A 16,505-nucleotide genomic window follows, 5' to 3' on the forward strand; every position below is an offset into this window, starting at 1 on the left:
CCTCCGCCCCGGCGCACGTTCCTGCTGGAGACCGTGCGGGAGGAGGCCCGGGACCGGATCACCGCGGGTGCCGCCCGCCGGGGCGGTCCGACCGCGGCGGGCGGCAGCTCACTTCTCCCGGACGGGCACCGGCGGCAGGCCCAGCCGTGAACGGGCGCGGTCGGTGAGCTCCTGGATCAGCCCGGTCTTGGCACGCGAGTAGTCAGCGGGCGCGGTGCCGGCCGCGACGAGGGCCCGCTTCAGTTCGGCGTACCGGGCCGCGTCCCGTGGGTGCGCACGCAGGTGGTCCCGCAGGATGCGCTGGTTGCGGAGGGGCCGGCTCTCCGCGGTGACCACGTGCAGGATGTGCGTCCGGCGGCCGCCGGCCTCACGGACGTACAGCAGCCGGTCGGTCATGCCGTCGAGGTGCCGCCGGTAGCCCAGGCCGGTCAGCGTCCCTTCCCGGGCCTCCGCCACGGCGAGTTCGCCGGCCGCCGCCATCAGGTCGATGACCGGCTTGGCCGCCAGGCCGGTCACCGCGGTGGAGCCGATGTGCTCGATGTCCCCCAGGACTTCGGGCAGCGCGTCCAGCAGCTCCGTGATCGCGGCCTCGGCACGGGACGGCCACGCGGGGTCGTAGTCGGCTATTTCCACGACCACTCCGGACATCAGCGGTTCACTGGGCGCTCGCGGCCGGGCGTACGACGATCTCGTTGACGTCGACCTCGGCCGGCTGGGACACCGCGTAGGCGATGGCGTCCGCGATGGCGGAGGCGGGCAGCGCCACGGCGCGGTAGGTCCTCATGGCCTCCTGGGCGGCAGGGTCGGAGATGCTGTCGGCCAGCTCGGACTCGGTCACCCCGGGCGAGACGAGACTGACGCGGATGTCGCCGCCGGACTCCTGGCGCAGCCCCTCCGATATCGCGCGGACCGCGAACTTGGTGGCGCAGTAGACGGCGGCGGTCGGGGACACCTCGTACGCCCCGACGGAGGCGATGTTGACGAAGTGCCCGCCGCCCTGGGCCCGCATGACGGGCAGCGCGGCGGCGATGCCGTGCAGCACGCCCCGCACGTTCACGTCGAGCATGCGGTCCCATTCGTCGGTCCTCAGCGCCTCCAGCGGCGAGAGCGGCATCACCCCGGCGTTGTTGACGAGGACGTCCACCCGGCCGTAGCGCTGCTGGGTGTCGGAGACGAAGGCCCGGACGTCGGCCGCGTCCGTGACGTCCAGCCGGCGGTACGCCGCGGTGCCGCCCGCCGCGGTGATCTCCTCGGTGAGCGCTCCGAGGCGGTCGGTGCGCCGGGCGCCGAGGAGCAGCCGGTGGCCGTCGGCGGCGAGCCGGCGCGCGGTCGCCTCCCCGATGCCGCTGCTCGCGCCGGTGATGGCCACCACTTTGTTCGTGTTCGTCATGATCTCTGTTCCTCCCGGTGGAGCACAAGGTGATCGCGGAGCCCGGAGAACCCGGCCCGCGGCAACGAGTCTCGGCGGCTCGCGGGCCGGGTGCCAGGACGGGTGAATCCTGGGTGCGCTGCACCCACCTGTCCGCCCGCATACCGGACAGTTAGTCTCGGGGAGGAAGAAGGAGGGACGCCATCACGACCGCCGCCGACACCCGGGAAGCCCTGGCCGCAGCGCTTCCGGACAGCACGCTGATCACCGATCCCGACGTTCTGGCCGCCCTCGGCGCCGACGACGCCGAGTGGGCCCCGGCCGGCCGCGCGCTCGCCGCGCTGCGCGCCACGTCCACCGCGGAGGTGCAGGCCGCCGTCCGCGCGTGCGCCGCGCTCGGCGTTCCCGTGGTGCCCCGCGGCGCCGGCACCGGCCTGTCCGGCGGCGCCAACGCCATCGACGGCTGCCTCGTCCTGGACCTCTCCAGGATGAACCGCGTCCTGGAGATCGACACCGAGAACCTGACCGCCGTCGTCCAGCCCGGTGTGGTCAACAACGACCTCAAGGCCGCGGTCGCCGAGCACGGCCTGTGGTACCCGCCGGACCCGGCCAGCGCCCCCTGGTCGACCATCGGCGGCAACGTGTCGACGAACGCGGGCGGCCTGTGCTGCCTGAAGTACGGCGTCACCCGCGACTACGTGCTCGGCCTGGAGGTCGTGATGGGCGGCCCCGCGGGCCCGTACGGCACGGCCGTCCGGGTCGGCCGGCGCACGACCAAGGGGGTCAGCGGGTACGACCTGACGGGGCTGGTGGTCGGCGCCGAGGGCACGCTCGGCGTGGTCACCGAGATCACCCTGCGGCTGCGGCCCGCCCCGCGCACCACCCCGCACACGGTCGTCGGCGCCTTCGACAGCCTGGTGGCCGCCGGAGAGGCCGTCGCCCTGTGCACCCGGCGCGGCCTCACCCCCGTCGCCCTGGAACTGCTCGACCGGGCGTGCCTCGAAGCGGTGGAGAACTGGAAGCACCTCGGCATCGAGGCCGGCACCGCCGCGCTGCTCCTGGCGCGCCTGGACGCGCCCGGGCAGGCCGGGGAGGACGAGGCCGCCGCGGTGGCCGAGGTGTTCGCCGAGGCCGGCGCGGTGTGGGCGGAGCGGTCCACCGACGCGGCCGAGGCGGAGGCGCTGTTCGAGGCGCGGCGGCTGGCGTACCCGGCGCTCGAACGGCTCGGTCCGGTCCTCACCGAGGACGTGTGCGTGCCGCGTTCCGCGGTGCCCGCCATGCTCGCCCGCACAGAGGAGATCGGCCGGCGGCACGGCGTACGGATCGCCACCATCGCGCACGCCGGTGACGGCAACCTGCACCCGCTGCTGATCACACCGCCCGGCGACGAGGAGGCCCGGGTGGCCGCCCAGGCGGCGTTCGAGGAGCTGCTGGTCGAGGCCGTCGCGCTGGGGGGCACGGTGACCGGCGAGCACGGTGTCGGTCTGCTCAAGCGCGCCGGCATGGAGCGTGAACTCGGACCCGCGGTCTGCGCGGTGCAGCGGGCCGTCAAGGACACCCTCGACCCGCTCTGGCTGTTCAACCCGGGCAAGGTCGTGGGCGGACGCGGCGACGGGGGTGCCGCCGGGACGGACACCGCTTCCGTGTGACGACGCCGGACACGAGCGCACCGTGTGCGCCGTGTGCGCCGTCGAGGCGGGGGTATCCGCTTTCCACCACCGGTCGGAGAGGACCGGGAAACGTTAGGAAAGGGGTACCACGTGTCCGCATCCCTCGTGGAGACCGTCGACATCGAGGCGCCCGTGGCCGTCGCCTGGAACCTCTGGAGCGATGTGACGCGCTGGCCGTCCTTCCTGAGCCACGTGCGCCTGGTGGAGAGGATGGACGACCGGCGCTTCGCCTGGCAGCTGCAACTGCCGGGCGCGGACAAGAACTTCGTCGCCGAGCTCACCGAGGTCGTCCCGGAGAACCGCATCGCCTGGCGCACCGTGGAGGGCGTCGACCACGCGGGTGTGGTCACCTTCCACCGGCTGAGCGACACGGCGAGCCGGGTGACGCTGCAGATCGAGTACGACCCCAAGGGCTTCGTCGAGCGCCTCGGCGCGCTCACCAACCTGGACTCGACGCTCGCCAACTACGACCTCGGCGAGTTCCAGAAGCTGGCGGAGAAGACCGCGGCGTCCTGATCACGGCGTCCTGATGACGGCGTCCTGAGCCGACCGTGTCGGGCGTCCGGCGTCATCCGGCGGGCGGCGGCATCTCGGTGCCCGGCGAGTCGAGCCCGGGCCTGTGCTCGCGCCAGTCGCCCCGGGTGAAGTCGGGCACCTCGACCGGCCGGCCGCCCGCGGCGAGGGACGCGGCGCTCAACGGGACCGGAGCGCACCACGTCGCCGAGTCGTAGACGTCGATGTCCGGTACCAGCCCGGCGCGCATCGACTGGACCGTACGCCATTGCAGGACGTAGTCCATGCCGCCGTGGCCGCCGTTGCCCGCCGCGTCGTCGCCGACCTTCCGCCACAGCCAGTGGTCGTGCTCCTGGCGGTAGCGGCCGAAGTCGTGCCAGGTGTGCCCGGTGTGGTCGGGTTCGAGGTAGACGCGGGCGCCGGTCGGCCCGGTGCCCGCGTAGTCCTCGACGATGCCCCGGCTGCCGGCGAGGGTGTTGATCCGGCTGTAGGGCCGGGGCGCGCTCACGTCGTGCTCCGCGCGGATGGTGCGGCCCTTCGCCGTCTCGATCAGACAGGTGACGAGGTCGCCGTTGATGTAGGTCTCCCGCCACGAGGTATGGTCCCCGGGGACGAAGCGCTCCCGGTAGTCGGCCAGTCCTCTGGGGGCGGTCGCGGTGGCGCGCAGGGTGGTCAGCCGGTCGCCGCGGTTGATGTCCATGGCCGCCGCGATCGGCGCCAGCCCGTGCATGGGGTAGAGCGACGCCGTGCTGCGGGTGTGCCAGAGCCTGCGCCAGGAGTCGGTGTAGTACGTGTCGGAGAAGAGCAGTTCGCGCAGGTCGTGGAGGTAGCCGCCGTGGCCGTCGGTGAGGTCGCCGAACAGGCCGGCGTGTGCCATCCGCAGCATCGCCAGCTCGTTGCGGCCGTAGGAGCAGTTCTCGGCGAGCATCAGGTGCCTGCGGGTGCGCTCGGAGGTGTCGACGAGGTCCCACAGTTCGCGCAGCTCGGTCGCGACGGGGAGTTCCACCATGGCGTGCCGGCCGCTCAGCAGCGCCGCCCGGCCGTGCCGGTGGTGGAACTCCCAGGGCGTGGCGACGTACACCAGGTCGATGTCGTCGTGCCGCAGCATCCGCCGGTAGGAGCCGGCGGAGCCGCCGAACTCGCGCGGCCGGGGCGCGCCCTTGCCGACCAGCAGGTCGGCGGCGCGCCGGGCGCGGTCGGCGCGGACGTCGCACACGGCCGTCACCGTGCAGCCCGGCACGGCCGCCCAGCCGGTGAGCATGCCCATGCCCCGGTTGCCGAGTCCGATCACACCGACGCGGACGGTCCTGTGGACGTCGAACGGCACACCGGTCATCGGCCTCTGGCCCGGTTCGCGGCGCGGCACCCGTCCGGCCGCCGCCGGCGCGGCGCCCGCCGGCCCGGCGGCACCGGCCGCCAGCGCCCCGGAGGCGACGGCTCCGCCCAGGAGCGAACGGCGTGAGACGGCGGGGAGTTCGGACATGGCGGCGACGCTCCTCGATGGACGGCCGACGGCACTGTCGGTCCTCGACTCTGCGCGCACTGTCATACGCATGTCAATACTTGTTCATTATGTCGCCGTTCCGATCAACATTGCGCAGGTTTCCGGGCGATGGGCGGGGAGCGGGCGGCGGACGGCGGGCCGTGTTCCCGGGTCAGGCGGGCTGCAGGGCTTCGTGCCTCTCGTGCTTCCAGAAGCCGGAGAAGGTGATGCGGTCCTTCGCCAGGCCTATCCGGTTCAGGTGCCGGCGTCCCTCCGTGGCCAGGGTGGACTCCCCGACGACGAAGGCGTAACCGGACGCGTCGGCACGGGTGTGCCGACGCAGCTCGCGCAGCGCCGCGACGCCGGGGACGGAGTCCCTGTCCTCGCGCACGACCCAGGTGACGCTCACACCGGGCGGTGCGTCGAGGTCGCGCCGGTCGTCGGCCGTGGGCACCTCCTGGATGAGCCGGCCCACCGTGCCGCGCGGCAGGGAGCGCATGATGCCGGCGGTGGCCGGGAGACCGGTCTCGTCGGCCACGACCAGGACCTCGGAGGCGTCCTGGGGGCAGTCGAACAGGATGCCCTGGTCCAGCACGGCGAGCAGGTCACCGGGGCGGGCACGGCACGCCCAGATCGCGGCCCTGCCCTCGAGCTCGCCCGTGGGCCCGCGGTGCACGACGAAGTCGATGTCCATCTCCGCCGCCTCCGGGCGGAAGTCGGCGACCGTGTAGTTCGCGCAGTGCGGCCGCTCCCCGTCGGGGATGGCCAGGAAGGGATGCCACCAGCGGGACCCGGTGAACTCGGGAAGCCGCAGGCGACGTTGGTGGGGCAGCCGCAGGAACAGCCGGAACCAGTGGTCGTAGCCCCGCCACGGGAAGTCGGCGAGCTCCGCCCCGGTGACGGTGAGGCGCTGTATGGAGGGAGAGACACGTCCGGTGCGCAGGACCTCGGCGCGGAACATGCGCGGGTCCTGCGGCATGAGCCGGTGATTCTTCGCCATGGGAGAAAGATAACGCCTCAGTAAGGCGAGGCTAACCTACCCCCCTGAACTCCCTGACATGCCTCCCTCGTCCCCGTCGTCCGGAGCCAGCCGGACGCCTTCGTACGCCAGCCACTGGGCGAACGTGTGCAGGCCGAAGAGCAGCCCGGTGGCGGGGCGCCAGCCGGGCAGCGGGGGCGCGGCCGGTTCCGGGACCACGGGCCCGGGGGACGCCGCCGGTGCCCGCCCGGCCTCGACGGGTACCGGCCGGACGGCCTTCCGTACCGCCTCCGCCAGTTCGGCGGGCGTGCGGGGCGCGGAGCCGAGGAACAGGGCGCGCTCCCGGGGCGGTGTCCGCAACACCTGTGACACGGCGTCCGCGAGGTCGTTCACGTGCAGCGGACGCACCGGCCCGGCGGGCCGGTCCCCGAGGACCAGCGGGCGGCCGCGCAGCGCCTCCCAGACCATGCGGCCGATGCGCGAGTCACGCGGACAGCCGGGGCCGTACACGTCACCGACGTACAGGGTGCGGGCGCCGCCGGCGGTCCGCGGTACGCCGTCGGCGCCGTCCCGGATGCGCACGGCCGGACCACCGCCCGTCGTACGGCCCACGAGGCCTCCCAGGTCGACCACGGCGTCGAGTCCCGCGGGCACGCGGGGTACCGGGCCGCCGAGGGCGGTGACCCGGTGTCCGCGGTCCGTCAGGCCCCGCACGAGATGTTCCCCGAGGGGCGTCGCACCGTGCAGCACCCCGACGCGGCGGGACCGGGGACGGCGGCCCGCGCGCCGGCGGACGGCCGCTTCCCGGCCCGCTTCGACCCCCGCGTGGGCGATCCGGGCCAGTTCCGCACGGCGCTGCGCGATCCGCTCCTCGGTACAGGTGTGGCTGATGCCGCCGGGCCCCACCGTCGCCAGGCATTCGGCGAGCACCGCCGGGTCGGGCGGAGCGGCGCCGTCCGCGTACGGGGAGCCGCGGAGCCGCGCCTCACGCTCGTGCACGAGGCCCATGGTGAAGGCGGTCAGCCAGGTCCCCCGGGCGGCACCGGGTTCCGCGGCTTCGGCCAATCGCACGATGGCCGGTCGGCCGCTTCCGGCGCGTACGCCCTCCCCGTCGAGGTACCGCTCGCAGTCGAGGTGCAGCCAGCGGCGTGGTCCGGGCCCCGGGTGGCGGACGGCGCACTGGGCGACACCGTGTTTGAAGAACGGGACCACCCGCAGGCCCGTCAGCCTGGCGTCCTCCCGGCCGGGCGGGTCCGAGGAGAGGAAACACACCGAACGGCGCGGCCCGCGGAACCCGTTGCCCGAGATGCTCCCGTGGTCCTCGTGCTCGGCGAGACTGGGGACCGAGACATAGGCCGGAACTCCCCGGTCGCTCAGATAGCGGTACATCAGAATGTCGTCGGGCCAGCCGTCGAGCCGGCGCCTTCCGTATTCCACGAATCCGGCGGCGACATGACGCGGAAGAACAATGGCGACGCAGGGGAAATACTCGTTGACGGCACCCACCCAGCGCGCTCCGCTCAGCGCGCCGAGACGAACCGCCGCGCCATTACGGGAGTCCCACAGGGCGAACAGCGCCAATGCCGCATCGGGCATTTCCCCGATCGCCTCCAGCACCCGCTCGAAGAACGTCCCGGACAGCCTCATGTCGTCCTGGACGACCAGGTGATGGGTGGCGCCCTCCTCGACGGCCGACCATGCCGCCAGCGCGGTACGCAGGACGGACGGCCGTCCGGCGGGGTCCGGGTCCATGACGACCCGCAGCGCCCCCTCGGGCGCGCCCGCCGCCAGTTCCTCCGCGGCCCGGAGGCGTTTCGGATGGGTCATCACGGCGCCGCTCAGCCGATGACGGAACACAGGACCTCCGCGGAGTCGGGTTGTCCGGGCAATGACGGCCTCGTGCGGAACCGGACAGTACGGCGGCCGTGTCCGTGCCGCAAGACCGCCGGAAAAAGGCTCTGGTGCCGTCGCGCCGCCGTCGACATGCTGGTCCCCGGGCGCGGGTGTTCGCACGAACACGGGGAGGAACCCATGTCTGAGGCCCCGCATCTCGTCGGCGTCGAACCCGACGACAGGACGGCCTTTCCCTCGGATCTTCTTTCGGATTTCCCTTCGGATCCCCTTTCGCATTCCCGTTCCGCGCACGCCGATCCCCGCGCGGAGACCGATCGCCGGCTGGCGGAACTGCGCGACGCCCGGGTCGTGGTCACCGGGGGCGGCGGCCTCGTCGGCAGCCGGCTCACGGCGCTGCTGTGCCGCGCCGGGGCCGCGGTCACCGTCCTGGACCGGATGGACGCGTACCCGGAGGCGGCACACACCCTGTTCGGGGTCGACCGGCTCGGCGCGGACCTGGTGGTGGACGACGTCTGCGAGCGCGACGTGGTGCGCCGGCTCCTCGGCGGCGCGGACTACGTGGTGCACCTGGCGGCGTGCGCCGACGTGGCCGCGTGCACCAGGAGGCCCGGCGAGGCCTTCCGGTCCAACCTCCAGGGCACGCAGGTGGTACTGGAGGAGACCGCCGCCTCCCGGGTCCGGCGGCTGGTGTTCGCGTCCTCGGCGGCGGTGTACGGCGACGGCCGCCCGGGCGCGGAGGGCCCGCAGGAGTTCCACGAGGACCAGCCGCTGCGCCCGTTGTCCGTGTACGCCAACTCCAAGCTCTGGGCGGAGCACCAGACCCGGCTGCTGCTGGGCGGGCCGGGCGGACCCGAGCACGCCGTGCTGCGGTACTTCTCGGTGTACGGCGCCCCGCAGGTACCCAAGCCCGGCAGCCATTCGTGGATGGTGGCCTGGCTGTCCATGCAGGCCCGGCTCGGCCGGCCGATGCGGCTGAACGGCGGTGGCGTCCAGGTCCGTGACCTGGTGCACGTGGACGACGTGGCCGCCGCGACCGCCCTGGCGCTGGTCGAGGAGCGGATGGCCGGCCGGACCGTCAACGTCGGTACCGGCACGCCGACCTCGGTGCGGGAGGTGGCCGGACTCGTCGCCGCGCACTTCCCCGAGGCCCGCTGCATCACCGGCGACCGCCCCGAGGGCGACCCGCTCGGCGGCTACGCCGCGACGGACCGGTCCCGGGAACTCCTGCGGTGGACACCGCGCATCGGGGTCCGTGAGGGCGTGACGCAGTACGTGCGCTGGCTGGCCGCCACGCCGCGGGCCCTGCCGAGCTGGCTGGCCGAGTCCGCCGCGTGACAGCCTGGGCCGCGGGCGGGCCGGTGCCGCGGGCGGCCCCGGTGCCGTACGACGGGGCTCGTGCCGCGAAGGGTGAGGTGCAGGTGGGTTACGTCGGGTCGTACGTCTGGTCGCTGCGCCGGGTCGTGGGCAGCCGGCTGCTGCTCGTCCCGGGTGCCCAGGTGCTGCTGCGGGACGACGAAGGCCGCGTCCTCTTCCAGCAGCGGGCCGACTCGGGGGTGTGGGAACTGCCCGCCGGTGCGTGCGAGGAGGACGGTGACTTCGCCGACGCGGCGGTGCGGGAGCTCGCGGAGGAGACCGGGCTGCGGGTCGACCGCGCCGACCTGACCGCGTTCGGTTCCCTCTCGGACCCCGGCGTCCACACGCTCACCTACCCCAACGGGGACGTCACCCACTGCTTCGCCCTGTGCTTCACGGCCGGCCGCTGGTCCGGGGAGCTCTCCCCGGACCGGGACGAGGTGGTGCGGGCGGCCTTCCACGGCATCGACGACCCGCCCCGGCCGCTGCACCCGCCCACCTCCGCGGTCCTCGCGATGTTCCGGGAGTACCGCGCCACCGGACGGTTCCAGGCGAGGTGAGCGCCACGGGGGGCGTCCGTGCGGTCGTGCCCTGCCGGGCCTGCCTGTCGGGCGAGGACCTGGACTGGCTGGGGGGACGGTCGGTCGGTGTCGCGCTGGACCTGACGACCACCGTGACGGTCCCGCCGCCCGCCGCCCGGCGCCCGGACGGCGCCGCCGCCCCGGGTGACTGGCCCGCCGCCGTCTGGGCCTTCCTGCGCGGGCGGCTGCCCGGCCTCGCCGTGACGCCGCCCGCCGTGACGGTGCGCAGCGACGTCCCCGCCGCGAGCGGCCTGTCGTCCTCGACGGCCCTGATCGTGGGGCTGTTCCGGGCGTTCACCGACGCGTGCGTCCCGGCGCCGGGCGTTCCGGCGCACACCCTCGCACAGTGGGCTTACGAGTTCGAGTTCGCCCGCTTCCACGGCGGCGGTATGGACCAGCTCGCCGTCCTCGCGGGCGAGGCGCTGCTGCTGCGGGGACGCCCCGTGGGGCTGCCGGGTGTCCTGGAGCGGCGGGTGTTCCCCCGTGACTGGTGCGTCGTGGTGGTCGACTCGGCCACGCGGAAGGACACCCGCGGCCACATCCGCGCCCTACGCGCGCGGGTGGCCGCCGGCGATCCGCGGCCGGCCGCGTACCGGGTACGGGCCGACGCGGCGTCGGCGGCGGTGTGGCAGGCCCTGTGCGCGCACGACCTGCCGGCGCTGCGTGCCGCGATGAGCCGGGCCCACGCCGCCATGCGGGACCTGCAGGGCATGTCCACTCCCCTGCTAGAGGCGCTGCGGGAGCGGGCCCTGCGCTCCGTCGGCCTGCCCCTGAAACTGAGCGGCGCGGGCGGGGGCGGCGCGCTGGTCGGCGTGTGCCCGGCGGCCGGACGGCACGAGCTCGCCCGGAGGCTGCGGCTCGCCCTCCGCTCCGACTTCCCCGGCGCCCGGGTGATCCTCACCCGGGCGGCCACGGGCCCCGCCCCGGAGACGGCCGTGCCGGAACCGGCCGGCTCGTACTCCGGTGGCGCGCCGCCCCGCCCGCCGGAGCGCTAGATGAAGGGGTCGTAGTCGTCTTCGGACGGCGCCGCCGTGTCCGGGCCGATCCGGTGCAGGGCCAGGTTGGAGGGGTGGCGCGCGCAGTGGAAGGGGCAGTCCCGGCTCGGGTCGACGATGCCCCGGTCCGAGGTGCGCCAGATGTCCGCCAGCCCGTCGGTCACCGCGTCACCGAGCCGGGCGGCCGGGTCGCCCCGGTGGTACGCGCAGACGTACACCCCGGAGGGGGTCACCAGGGTGCGCAGTTCCGCCACCCGGCAGCGGTGGTACTCCTTCGGCTGGACGGGGCCGACGTGGGAGCGCAGCGCCGTCAGCGTCGAGGAGTCCACGATCTCGAAGGTGTCGTCCGCCCACCGGGCCGCCTCGCGCAGCTGGGCGTCGACCGAGGCCAGGACCGTCTCCGGCACCTGCACGATGTGGTGCCGGTCGTCGAACATGGCCTTGGTCTCGAAGTAGTCGCAGCCGATGTCGCGGGCCAGTTCCGCGCCCCGCAGCACCTCGTGGTGGTTGCTCAGGACGCGGCCGTCGGGTTCCTGCCGCGTCATCACCAGGAAGGAGTAGCCGAGGGCGCCCCGTTTCGCCTCGGCCAGCAGGCGCATGTTCCCGATGACCTTGTCGAAGACGCTGCGGCCCCTGCGGTCGGGCCGGAAGAGCCGGTACGTCTCGCTGGTGGCGGCGTCCACGGAGACGCGCACCCACGTGGCGTACTCCGCCAGCTCCTCGAGGCTCTCCCTGATCAGGGTGCCGTTGCTGACGACGCCGATGGCGATGCCCGCCTCGCCCAGGACGCGCAGCACCGTGCGGGTGCCCCGGTGGGCCAGCGGCTCGCCGCCGCCGATGAGCACCACGCCCCGGACGGACATGTCCACCAGTTCCGCGGCGAGCCCGGCCAGCCGCTCCGGCGTGAACCGCCCCTGGTTCAGCAGCTTGCCGCTGATGCACTCGGGGCAGGCCAGGTCGCAGAAGGTGGTGGGGTCGAGGTCCACCACCAGGGGGCCGCCGGAGGGCGTTCCCGAGGCCGCTTCGAGCACCCTCGGCCATCCCGAGGGCTGGTACAGCTTGGACACCAGATCCATACGGTCGTGCACCACAGTGACCTCCTGCATCGTACGAGGACGACGTGTCCGGTCCGGGTGATCACCCCTTCACGGCTCCGGCCGCGAGCCCCGCGGCCACCTTGCGCTGGACGAGGACGAAGAAGACCACGACGGGCAGCGCGGTGAGCGTGGCCCCCGCCATCAGGCCGCCGTAGTCGGTGCCGAAACCGGTCTGGAAGGACACGAGCCAGACGCTGAGCGTCTGCTTGTCGTTGCTGGACAGCAGTACGTAGGCGAGGACGTACTCGTTCCACGCCTGCACCAGGGCGTACAGGGAGGTGGCCACCAGGCCGGGGGCGAGGAGGGGGAGGCCGACCCGCCGGAAGGCGCCGAGCCGGGTGCACCCGTCGACCATCGCCGCCTCCTCCAGCTCCACCGGGATCCCGGCGACGAAGCTCCGCAGCAGCCAGACCGTGAACGGCAGGGTGAAGACCAGGTAGGTGAGGATCACACCGGTCAGGCTGTCCGTGAGGCCGACGTCGCTGAGCAGCAGGTACACCGGGATGATCAGGCCGACGAGGGGGAGCATCTGGACGCACAGCACCGTGACCACGAAGACCCTGCGGCCGGTGAAGGAGAACCGCGCGACGGCATACGCGGCGAGGGTGCCGATGAGCAGGGCGAGCACCACGGTGCCGGCGCCCACGAGGGCGCTGGCGCGGACGCTGGACCAGAAGGCCGGCGTCTCGACGGCCCGGCGGAAGTGTTCCAGGGTGAGGTGTCCGGGCCAGAGGGCCGGGGGGCTGCGGTGGATCTCCGTGGCCGGGCGGAAGGCGGTGAGGAGCATCCAGTACACGGGGAAGGCCATCACCGCGCTGAAGAGCAGCCCGAGCGCGTGGGCCGTGCGGCGCCCGCGGACGGGCCGCGCGGCGGTCACTCGATCTCCCCGAGGGCGCGGAGCCGCCGTACGTACACCACCGCGCCGCCCAGCAGCAGCAGTACCGTGATCACGGAGATGGCCGCCCCGGTGCTGTAGCGGTTGACGGCGAAGGACTCGATGAACGAGTAGACGCCGAGCAGGTAGTAGTCGGACTCGGGCCGGCCGCCGCGCAGCAGCCATATCTCGTTGAACACGCCGGTGCATCCGATCGCGAGCAGGGCCGTCACCAGCACCAGGGCCGGCCTGATCACGGGGAGGGTGACGTGCCGGAACAGCTGGCGGGCGTTCGCGCCGTCCAGCACGGCAGCCTCCGCCAGTTCCCGGGGCACCTGGGTGAGCGCCGCCTCCAGGGTGAGGACGGCGAACGGCAGCGCGCCCCACACGACGACGCCCGCGATGACGGCGAAGCCCTGCCAGGGGTCGTAGAACCAGTTGTGCTTGTCGAGGTCCACCCCGGGCAGCAGGCCGAGGAGCCAGTTGAGGACGCCGTCGTCCGCGTCGGACAGCCAGCGGAAGACGGACGCCGCCACCATGACCGGCATGGCCCACACCGCCACCAGCACCCCGGCCATGACCGCCCGCAGCCACGGGTCCACCCGGCGCATCAGCAGGGCGACGGGCACGGCCAGCGCCATGGTGACGCCCACGCAGACGAGCGTGAACAGCAGGGTGCGGGCGAGGACCTCCCAGAAGAACCCGTCGGTGAGGACGGTCCGGTAGTTGTCCGCACCCGCCCAGGGCGGTGCGGCGCCGCTGAACAGCTCCCTGCGGGTCATGTCCTGGAAGGACAGCAGGAGGAGACCGGCGAGCGGGTAGCCGAGCACGACGGCGAGGGCGAGCACGGTGGGGGCGATCAGCAGGTAGGGCAGGACCGGCCGCCGGGACGCGGGTGCGCCGCGCCGCGCGTCCGCGGCCGTGGTCCGCGGCGGTGCGCTGTCCCGCGCGGGTGCGGTGTCCATGGCGGCGACTCCCTCGGTTCGGTCCACTCCCGCGCGTACGGCGTGCGGGGCCGCCCGGTGCCGGGCGCGGCTGTCAGTTCCGCTGGATCACGGCGTCGATCCTGCGGTCCGCGTCCCGGGCGGCCCGGTCCACCGGCTGCTTCCCGAGCGCGATGTCCTGGAGCATCTCCTGGAGGACACCGGTCTTCTCCACGGCCGCCCAGCCGGGGGCGGGCGGGGTGACCCAGCCCCGTCCGGCGGCCCGCGCGGCCGGGCCGTTGATGCCGTCCGCCGGGACGTCGCGCAGCTGGACGGTGTTGTTGGGCAGGGTGTCGGCGGCGATGAGCCGCCGCTGCGAGACGCGGTCGGTGAAGACGGCGATCCACTGGGCCGCCAGCTCCTGCCGGCGGGACCTGACGGGGACGGCGAGCGTGGAGCCGCCGAGGAACGGGGGCAGCGGCCGGCCCGACGGCCCGGGGAAGACGAAGGTGCCGAAGCGGCCGCGGAGGGCGGGATTGCCGCCGGACCGGGGATCGGTGGCCGCCTCGGCCTCCCACGTGTTGCCGTAGAACATGCCCGCGCGGCCCTGGCCCGCCACCGCGGGCTGGTCGGCGTTGTCCTTGGAACGGTCGTCCACGTAGTAGGTGTCGACCAGGTGCTTCCAGGTCTTCAGACCGGCGACGGAGCGGGGCGAGGACAGCGTGCCGTGCCAGCGGCCGTTCCGCTCGGCCGCGAGCTCGCCGCCCGCGTCCTTCACGAAGGCCATCGCCGTGTACCAGTCGCGGCCCGGCAGGTAGAGGGCGGAGAAACGCTTGTCCGCGGTGCCGAACTCCTTCTTCAGCCGGTCCAGGTCGGCGATCAGTTCGGGGTAGCTGCGGGGCGCGTGGTCGCTGCCGGCCTTCTCCAGCAGGTCCGTGCGGTAGATGCCCACCCGGGCGCCCGCGTAGTAGGGGACGCAGTACGTCCTGCCGTCCGCCCGGCAGGGCGCCGCGAGCGCGTCGAGCCACTCCCCGGAGCGGTCGAACGCGCGCGGGTCCAGGGGAGCGAAAGCGCCGTTGACGATGTAGTTGGTGACTTCACTGTTCCCCATCTCCACCACGTCGGGCGCGTCGTCGCCCGCGAGCGCGGCGTCCAGTTTCTGGTTCTTGCTGCCCCACTGCTGGTACTGGATCCGCACCTCGGTGCCGGGGAACCGCTCGGCGAAACGCGCGTCGGCCGACTCCACCAGACCGGGCCAGCTCTCCCGCGCGTCCACGGTGAGCCAGACCGTCAGACCGTCCGCTCCCGCGCGTCCGTCCCCCCGGCCGCCCGGGCCGCAGGCGGCCGTCACCGCCAGCAGGACGACCACTCCGAGGGCCGCGGAGAAACGTGGCAGAAGCTCCACCATGGTCGCCCTCCGTCCACGGCGAACGGACCGTCTGGAACAGAGTTCCTTACCTCTGTACCAGACGGCTACCGGGCGGCGGGAAGAGCGACCATCCGTAAGTATTCCTTTCGGCCAGCGGGACGGCCGGGGAATTGACGCGAACGAATGCGACGCACCGGCGGCGCCCCTTGACGGCGCCGTCCCGCCGCCCCACGCTCGCCCGGATGGCCCGCATCCCCCAGCGAAGGGTGTGGCCGCATGGCCAGGAACGGGAAGACGGCTGCGGAATCCGGCGCGCGGCCCGTGAAGGTGAATGCGTGGAACGGCTGGGACCCGCTGCGGCACGTCATCGTGGGCCGGGCGACCGGGACGGTGGTCCAGGCGCCCGAGCCCGCGGTGCGGCGGGACTTCCCCGACGACGGTTTCCCCCTCGGGACGTACGGCCCCATGCCGGCCGGCATGACCGCCGAGGCGGACGCGCAACTGGACGACTTCGCCGAGCTGCTGCGCGGACGGGGCATCCGGGTCGACCGCCCGACGCCCCTGGACTTCACCCGGGAGGTGGCGACACCCGACTGGACGCACCCCTCGATGTCGGGCTGCATGCCGCCCCGGGACCTGCTCCTCACGGTCGGCAACGAGATCCTCGAAGCCACCATGTCGTACCGCAGCCGGTGGTTCGAGTACCTGTGCTACCGGCCGGTCCTGCAGGCGCTGTTCGACGCGGACGAGGACATGCGCTGGGAGGCGGCGCCCAAACCGCGCCTCACGGACGCCAGTTACCACGCCGGCTTCTGGGACACCTATCCCACGCTGAGCACCGAGGAGCAGCTCGCGCGCGTGCGCGCCCACGACCTCGTGCTGACCGAGGCCGAGCCGCTGTTCGACGCGGCCGATGTCGCCCGCTTCGGCAGGGACCTCTTCGTCCAGCTGTCGTTCGTCACCAACCGCAGCGGTCACCGGTGGCTGAAGCGCCACTTCCCGGAACACCGGGTGCACGCGGTGACCTCGACCAACACCCACCCCCTGCACATCGACGCCACCTGGGTGCCGCTGCGGCCCGGCCTGGTGCTGCACTGCGGTGAACGGCTCGCCGACGCCGAGCTGATGGAGTTCTTCCGGCGGAACGACTGGGAGATCGTCGAGGCGGTGCAGCCCGCCAGCTGGGACCACCCGCCGAAGCTGTCGTACTGCAGTCCCTGGCTGGCGGGGAACGTGCTCAACCTGGACCCGCGCACCCTGTGCGTCGAGGAGAAGGAGGTCAGGCTCGCCGACCAGCTCGTCTCCCTCGGGTTCGAGGTGGTGCCCGTGCCGTTCCGCGCGGTGGGACCGTTCGGCGGCGGCCTGCACTGTGCCACCGTCGACATCGAACGCGAGGGCACGCTGGAGGACTACTTCCCCCGCCGTCACGGGCGTTACTGAGGAGG

General features: G+C 73.5%; 15 protein-coding genes. 6 read left to right on the plus strand and 9 right to left on the minus strand.

The features are described 5' to 3' along the window. Positions 1-108: 108 nt before the first annotated feature. Positions 109-648: a GrpB family protein gene (locus IEZ04_RS21485; protein ID WP_189218563.1), complete on the minus strand. Its 540-nt coding sequence runs from the start codon at positions 646-648 to the stop codon at positions 109-111. Positions 649-655: 7 nt separating this feature from the next. Beyond that, on the minus strand, positions 656-1,390 hold the full coding sequence (locus IEZ04_RS21490; protein WP_189218564.1) for an SDR family oxidoreductase: 735 nt from the start codon (positions 1,388-1,390) through the stop codon (positions 656-658). Between the two features lie 182 nt (positions 1,391-1,572). On the opposite strand from IEZ04_RS21490, the gene IEZ04_RS21495 reads away from it, so the two are divergent. Next, positions 1,573-3,018, plus strand: a complete 1,446-nt coding sequence (locus IEZ04_RS21495; protein ID WP_189218646.1) for an FAD-binding oxidoreductase — start codon at positions 1,573-1,575, stop codon at positions 3,016-3,018. A 111-nt stretch (positions 3,019-3,129) separates the two neighbouring features. Beyond that, entirely contained in the window at positions 3,130-3,555 is a 426-nt protein-coding gene (locus IEZ04_RS21500; RefSeq protein WP_189218565.1) for an SRPBCC family protein, read from the plus strand. 52 nt (positions 3,556-3,607) lie between these two features. Here the strand turns inward: IEZ04_RS21500 and IEZ04_RS21505 are convergent, their stop codons facing one another. The 3 genes from IEZ04_RS21505 to IEZ04_RS21515 form a co-directional block, all read right to left on the minus strand. Continuing rightward, a complete protein-coding gene (locus tag IEZ04_RS21505) occupies positions 3,608-5,035 on the minus strand; it encodes a Gfo/Idh/MocA family protein (protein WP_189218566.1) in 1,428 nt (475 codons plus the stop codon). Positions 5,036-5,207: 172 nt separating this feature from the next. Further along, the gene (locus IEZ04_RS21510; protein ID WP_189218567.1) at positions 5,208-6,035 is read right to left on the minus strand and encodes a siderophore-interacting protein; all 828 of its coding nucleotides are present in this window, start codon (positions 6,033-6,035) and stop codon (positions 5,208-5,210) included. A 36-nt stretch (positions 6,036-6,071) separates the two neighbouring features. Next, positions 6,072-7,841, minus strand: a complete 1,770-nt coding sequence (locus IEZ04_RS21515; RefSeq protein ID WP_189218568.1) for an NAD-dependent epimerase/dehydratase family protein — start codon at positions 7,839-7,841, stop codon at positions 6,072-6,074. 204 nt (positions 7,842-8,045) lie between these two features. Here IEZ04_RS21515 and IEZ04_RS21520 point away from each other — a divergent pair, with 204 nt between their 5' ends. Genes IEZ04_RS21520 through IEZ04_RS21530 form a run of 3 tightly spaced genes read left to right on the plus strand, consistent with a single transcriptional unit; the run spans position 8,046 to position 10,797 of the window. Continuing rightward, positions 8,046-9,203 carry an NAD-dependent epimerase/dehydratase family protein gene (locus IEZ04_RS21520; RefSeq protein ID WP_189218569.1) on the plus strand — a complete coding sequence of 386 codons (1,158 nt, stop codon included), beginning with the start codon at positions 8,046-8,048 and terminating at the stop codon, positions 9,201-9,203. Next, positions 9,200-9,781, plus strand: coding sequence for an NUDIX domain-containing protein (locus IEZ04_RS21525; RefSeq protein ID WP_229821165.1), 582 nt, complete (start codon positions 9,200-9,202; stop codon positions 9,779-9,781). The genes IEZ04_RS21520 and IEZ04_RS21525 overlap by 4 nt, the downstream gene beginning before the upstream one ends. Then, on the plus strand, positions 9,778-10,797 hold the full coding sequence (locus IEZ04_RS21530) for a GHMP family kinase ATP-binding protein (protein WP_189218570.1): 1,020 nt from the start codon (positions 9,778-9,780) through the stop codon (positions 10,795-10,797). Before IEZ04_RS21525 ends, IEZ04_RS21530 begins: the two co-directional genes overlap by 4 nt. Here IEZ04_RS21530 and IEZ04_RS21535 read toward each other — a convergent pair. From IEZ04_RS21535 to IEZ04_RS21550, 4 genes are all read right to left on the minus strand, one after another. Continuing rightward, entirely contained in the window at positions 10,794-11,888 is a 1,095-nt protein-coding gene (locus IEZ04_RS21535; protein WP_189218648.1) for a radical SAM protein, read from the minus strand. The two genes, IEZ04_RS21530 and IEZ04_RS21535, sit on opposite strands and share 4 nt — an antisense overlap. A 46-nt stretch (positions 11,889-11,934) precedes the next feature. After that, positions 11,935-12,771 (minus strand): carbohydrate ABC transporter permease, encoded by an 837-nt coding sequence (locus IEZ04_RS21540; RefSeq protein ID WP_308429820.1) that lies wholly within the window; start codon positions 12,769-12,771, stop codon positions 11,935-11,937. Then, on the minus strand, positions 12,768-13,733 hold the full coding sequence (locus tag IEZ04_RS21545; RefSeq protein WP_189218571.1) for a carbohydrate ABC transporter permease: 966 nt from the start codon (positions 13,731-13,733) through the stop codon (positions 12,768-12,770). The genes IEZ04_RS21540 and IEZ04_RS21545 overlap by 4 nt, the downstream gene beginning before the upstream one ends. Before the next feature lie 73 nt (positions 13,734-13,806). Beyond that, the gene (locus tag IEZ04_RS21550; RefSeq protein WP_189218572.1) at positions 13,807-15,099 is read right to left on the minus strand and encodes an extracellular solute-binding protein; all 1,293 of its coding nucleotides are present in this window, start codon (positions 15,097-15,099) and stop codon (positions 13,807-13,809) included. 237 nt (positions 15,100-15,336) lie between these two features. On the opposite strand from IEZ04_RS21550, the gene IEZ04_RS21555 reads away from it, so the two are divergent. Next, a complete protein-coding gene (locus tag IEZ04_RS21555; protein ID WP_189218573.1) occupies positions 15,337-16,500 on the plus strand; it encodes a serine/threonine protein kinase in 1,164 nt (387 codons plus the stop codon). Positions 16,501-16,505: the final 5 nt, after the last annotated feature.

This window comes from Streptomyces ruber (assembly GCF_014648075.1).
In the GTDB taxonomy this organism is placed as follows: domain Bacteria; phylum Actinomycetota; class Actinomycetes; order Streptomycetales; family Streptomycetaceae; genus Streptomyces; species Streptomyces ruber.

What these genes read in the sequence shown, in the direction of transcription:
- IEZ04_RS21485 (WP_189218563.1), bottom strand. Translation starts at nt 648, where the DNA reads ATGTCCGGAGTGGTCGTGGAAATAGCCGACTACGACCCCGCGTGGCCG.
- IEZ04_RS21490 (WP_189218564.1), bottom strand. Translation starts at nt 1,390, where the DNA reads ATGACGAACACGAACAAAGTGGTGGCCATCACCGGCGCGAGCAGCGGC.
- IEZ04_RS21505 (WP_189218566.1), bottom strand. Translation starts at nt 5,035, where the DNA reads ATGTCCGAACTCCCCGCCGTCTCACGCCGTTCGCTCCTGGGCGGAGCC.
- IEZ04_RS21510 (WP_189218567.1), bottom strand. Translation starts at nt 6,035, where the DNA reads ATGGCGAAGAATCACCGGCTCATGCCGCAGGACCCGCGCATGTTCCGC.
- IEZ04_RS21515 (WP_189218568.1), bottom strand. Translation starts at nt 7,841, where the DNA reads ATGACCCATCCGAAACGCCTCCGGGCCGCGGAGGAACTGGCGGCGGGC.
- IEZ04_RS21520 (WP_189218569.1), top strand. Translation starts at nt 8,046, where the DNA reads ATGTCTGAGGCCCCGCATCTCGTCGGCGTCGAACCCGACGACAGGACG.
- IEZ04_RS21545 (WP_189218571.1), bottom strand. Translation starts at nt 13,733, where the DNA reads ATGGACACCGCACCCGCGCGGGACAGCGCACCGCCGCGGACCACGGCC.
- IEZ04_RS21550 (WP_189218572.1), bottom strand. Translation starts at nt 15,099, where the DNA reads ATGGTGGAGCTTCTGCCACGTTTCTCCGCGGCCCTCGGAGTGGTCGTC.
- IEZ04_RS21555 (WP_189218573.1), top strand. Translation starts at nt 15,337, where the DNA reads ATGGCCAGGAACGGGAAGACGGCTGCGGAATCCGGCGCGCGGCCCGTG.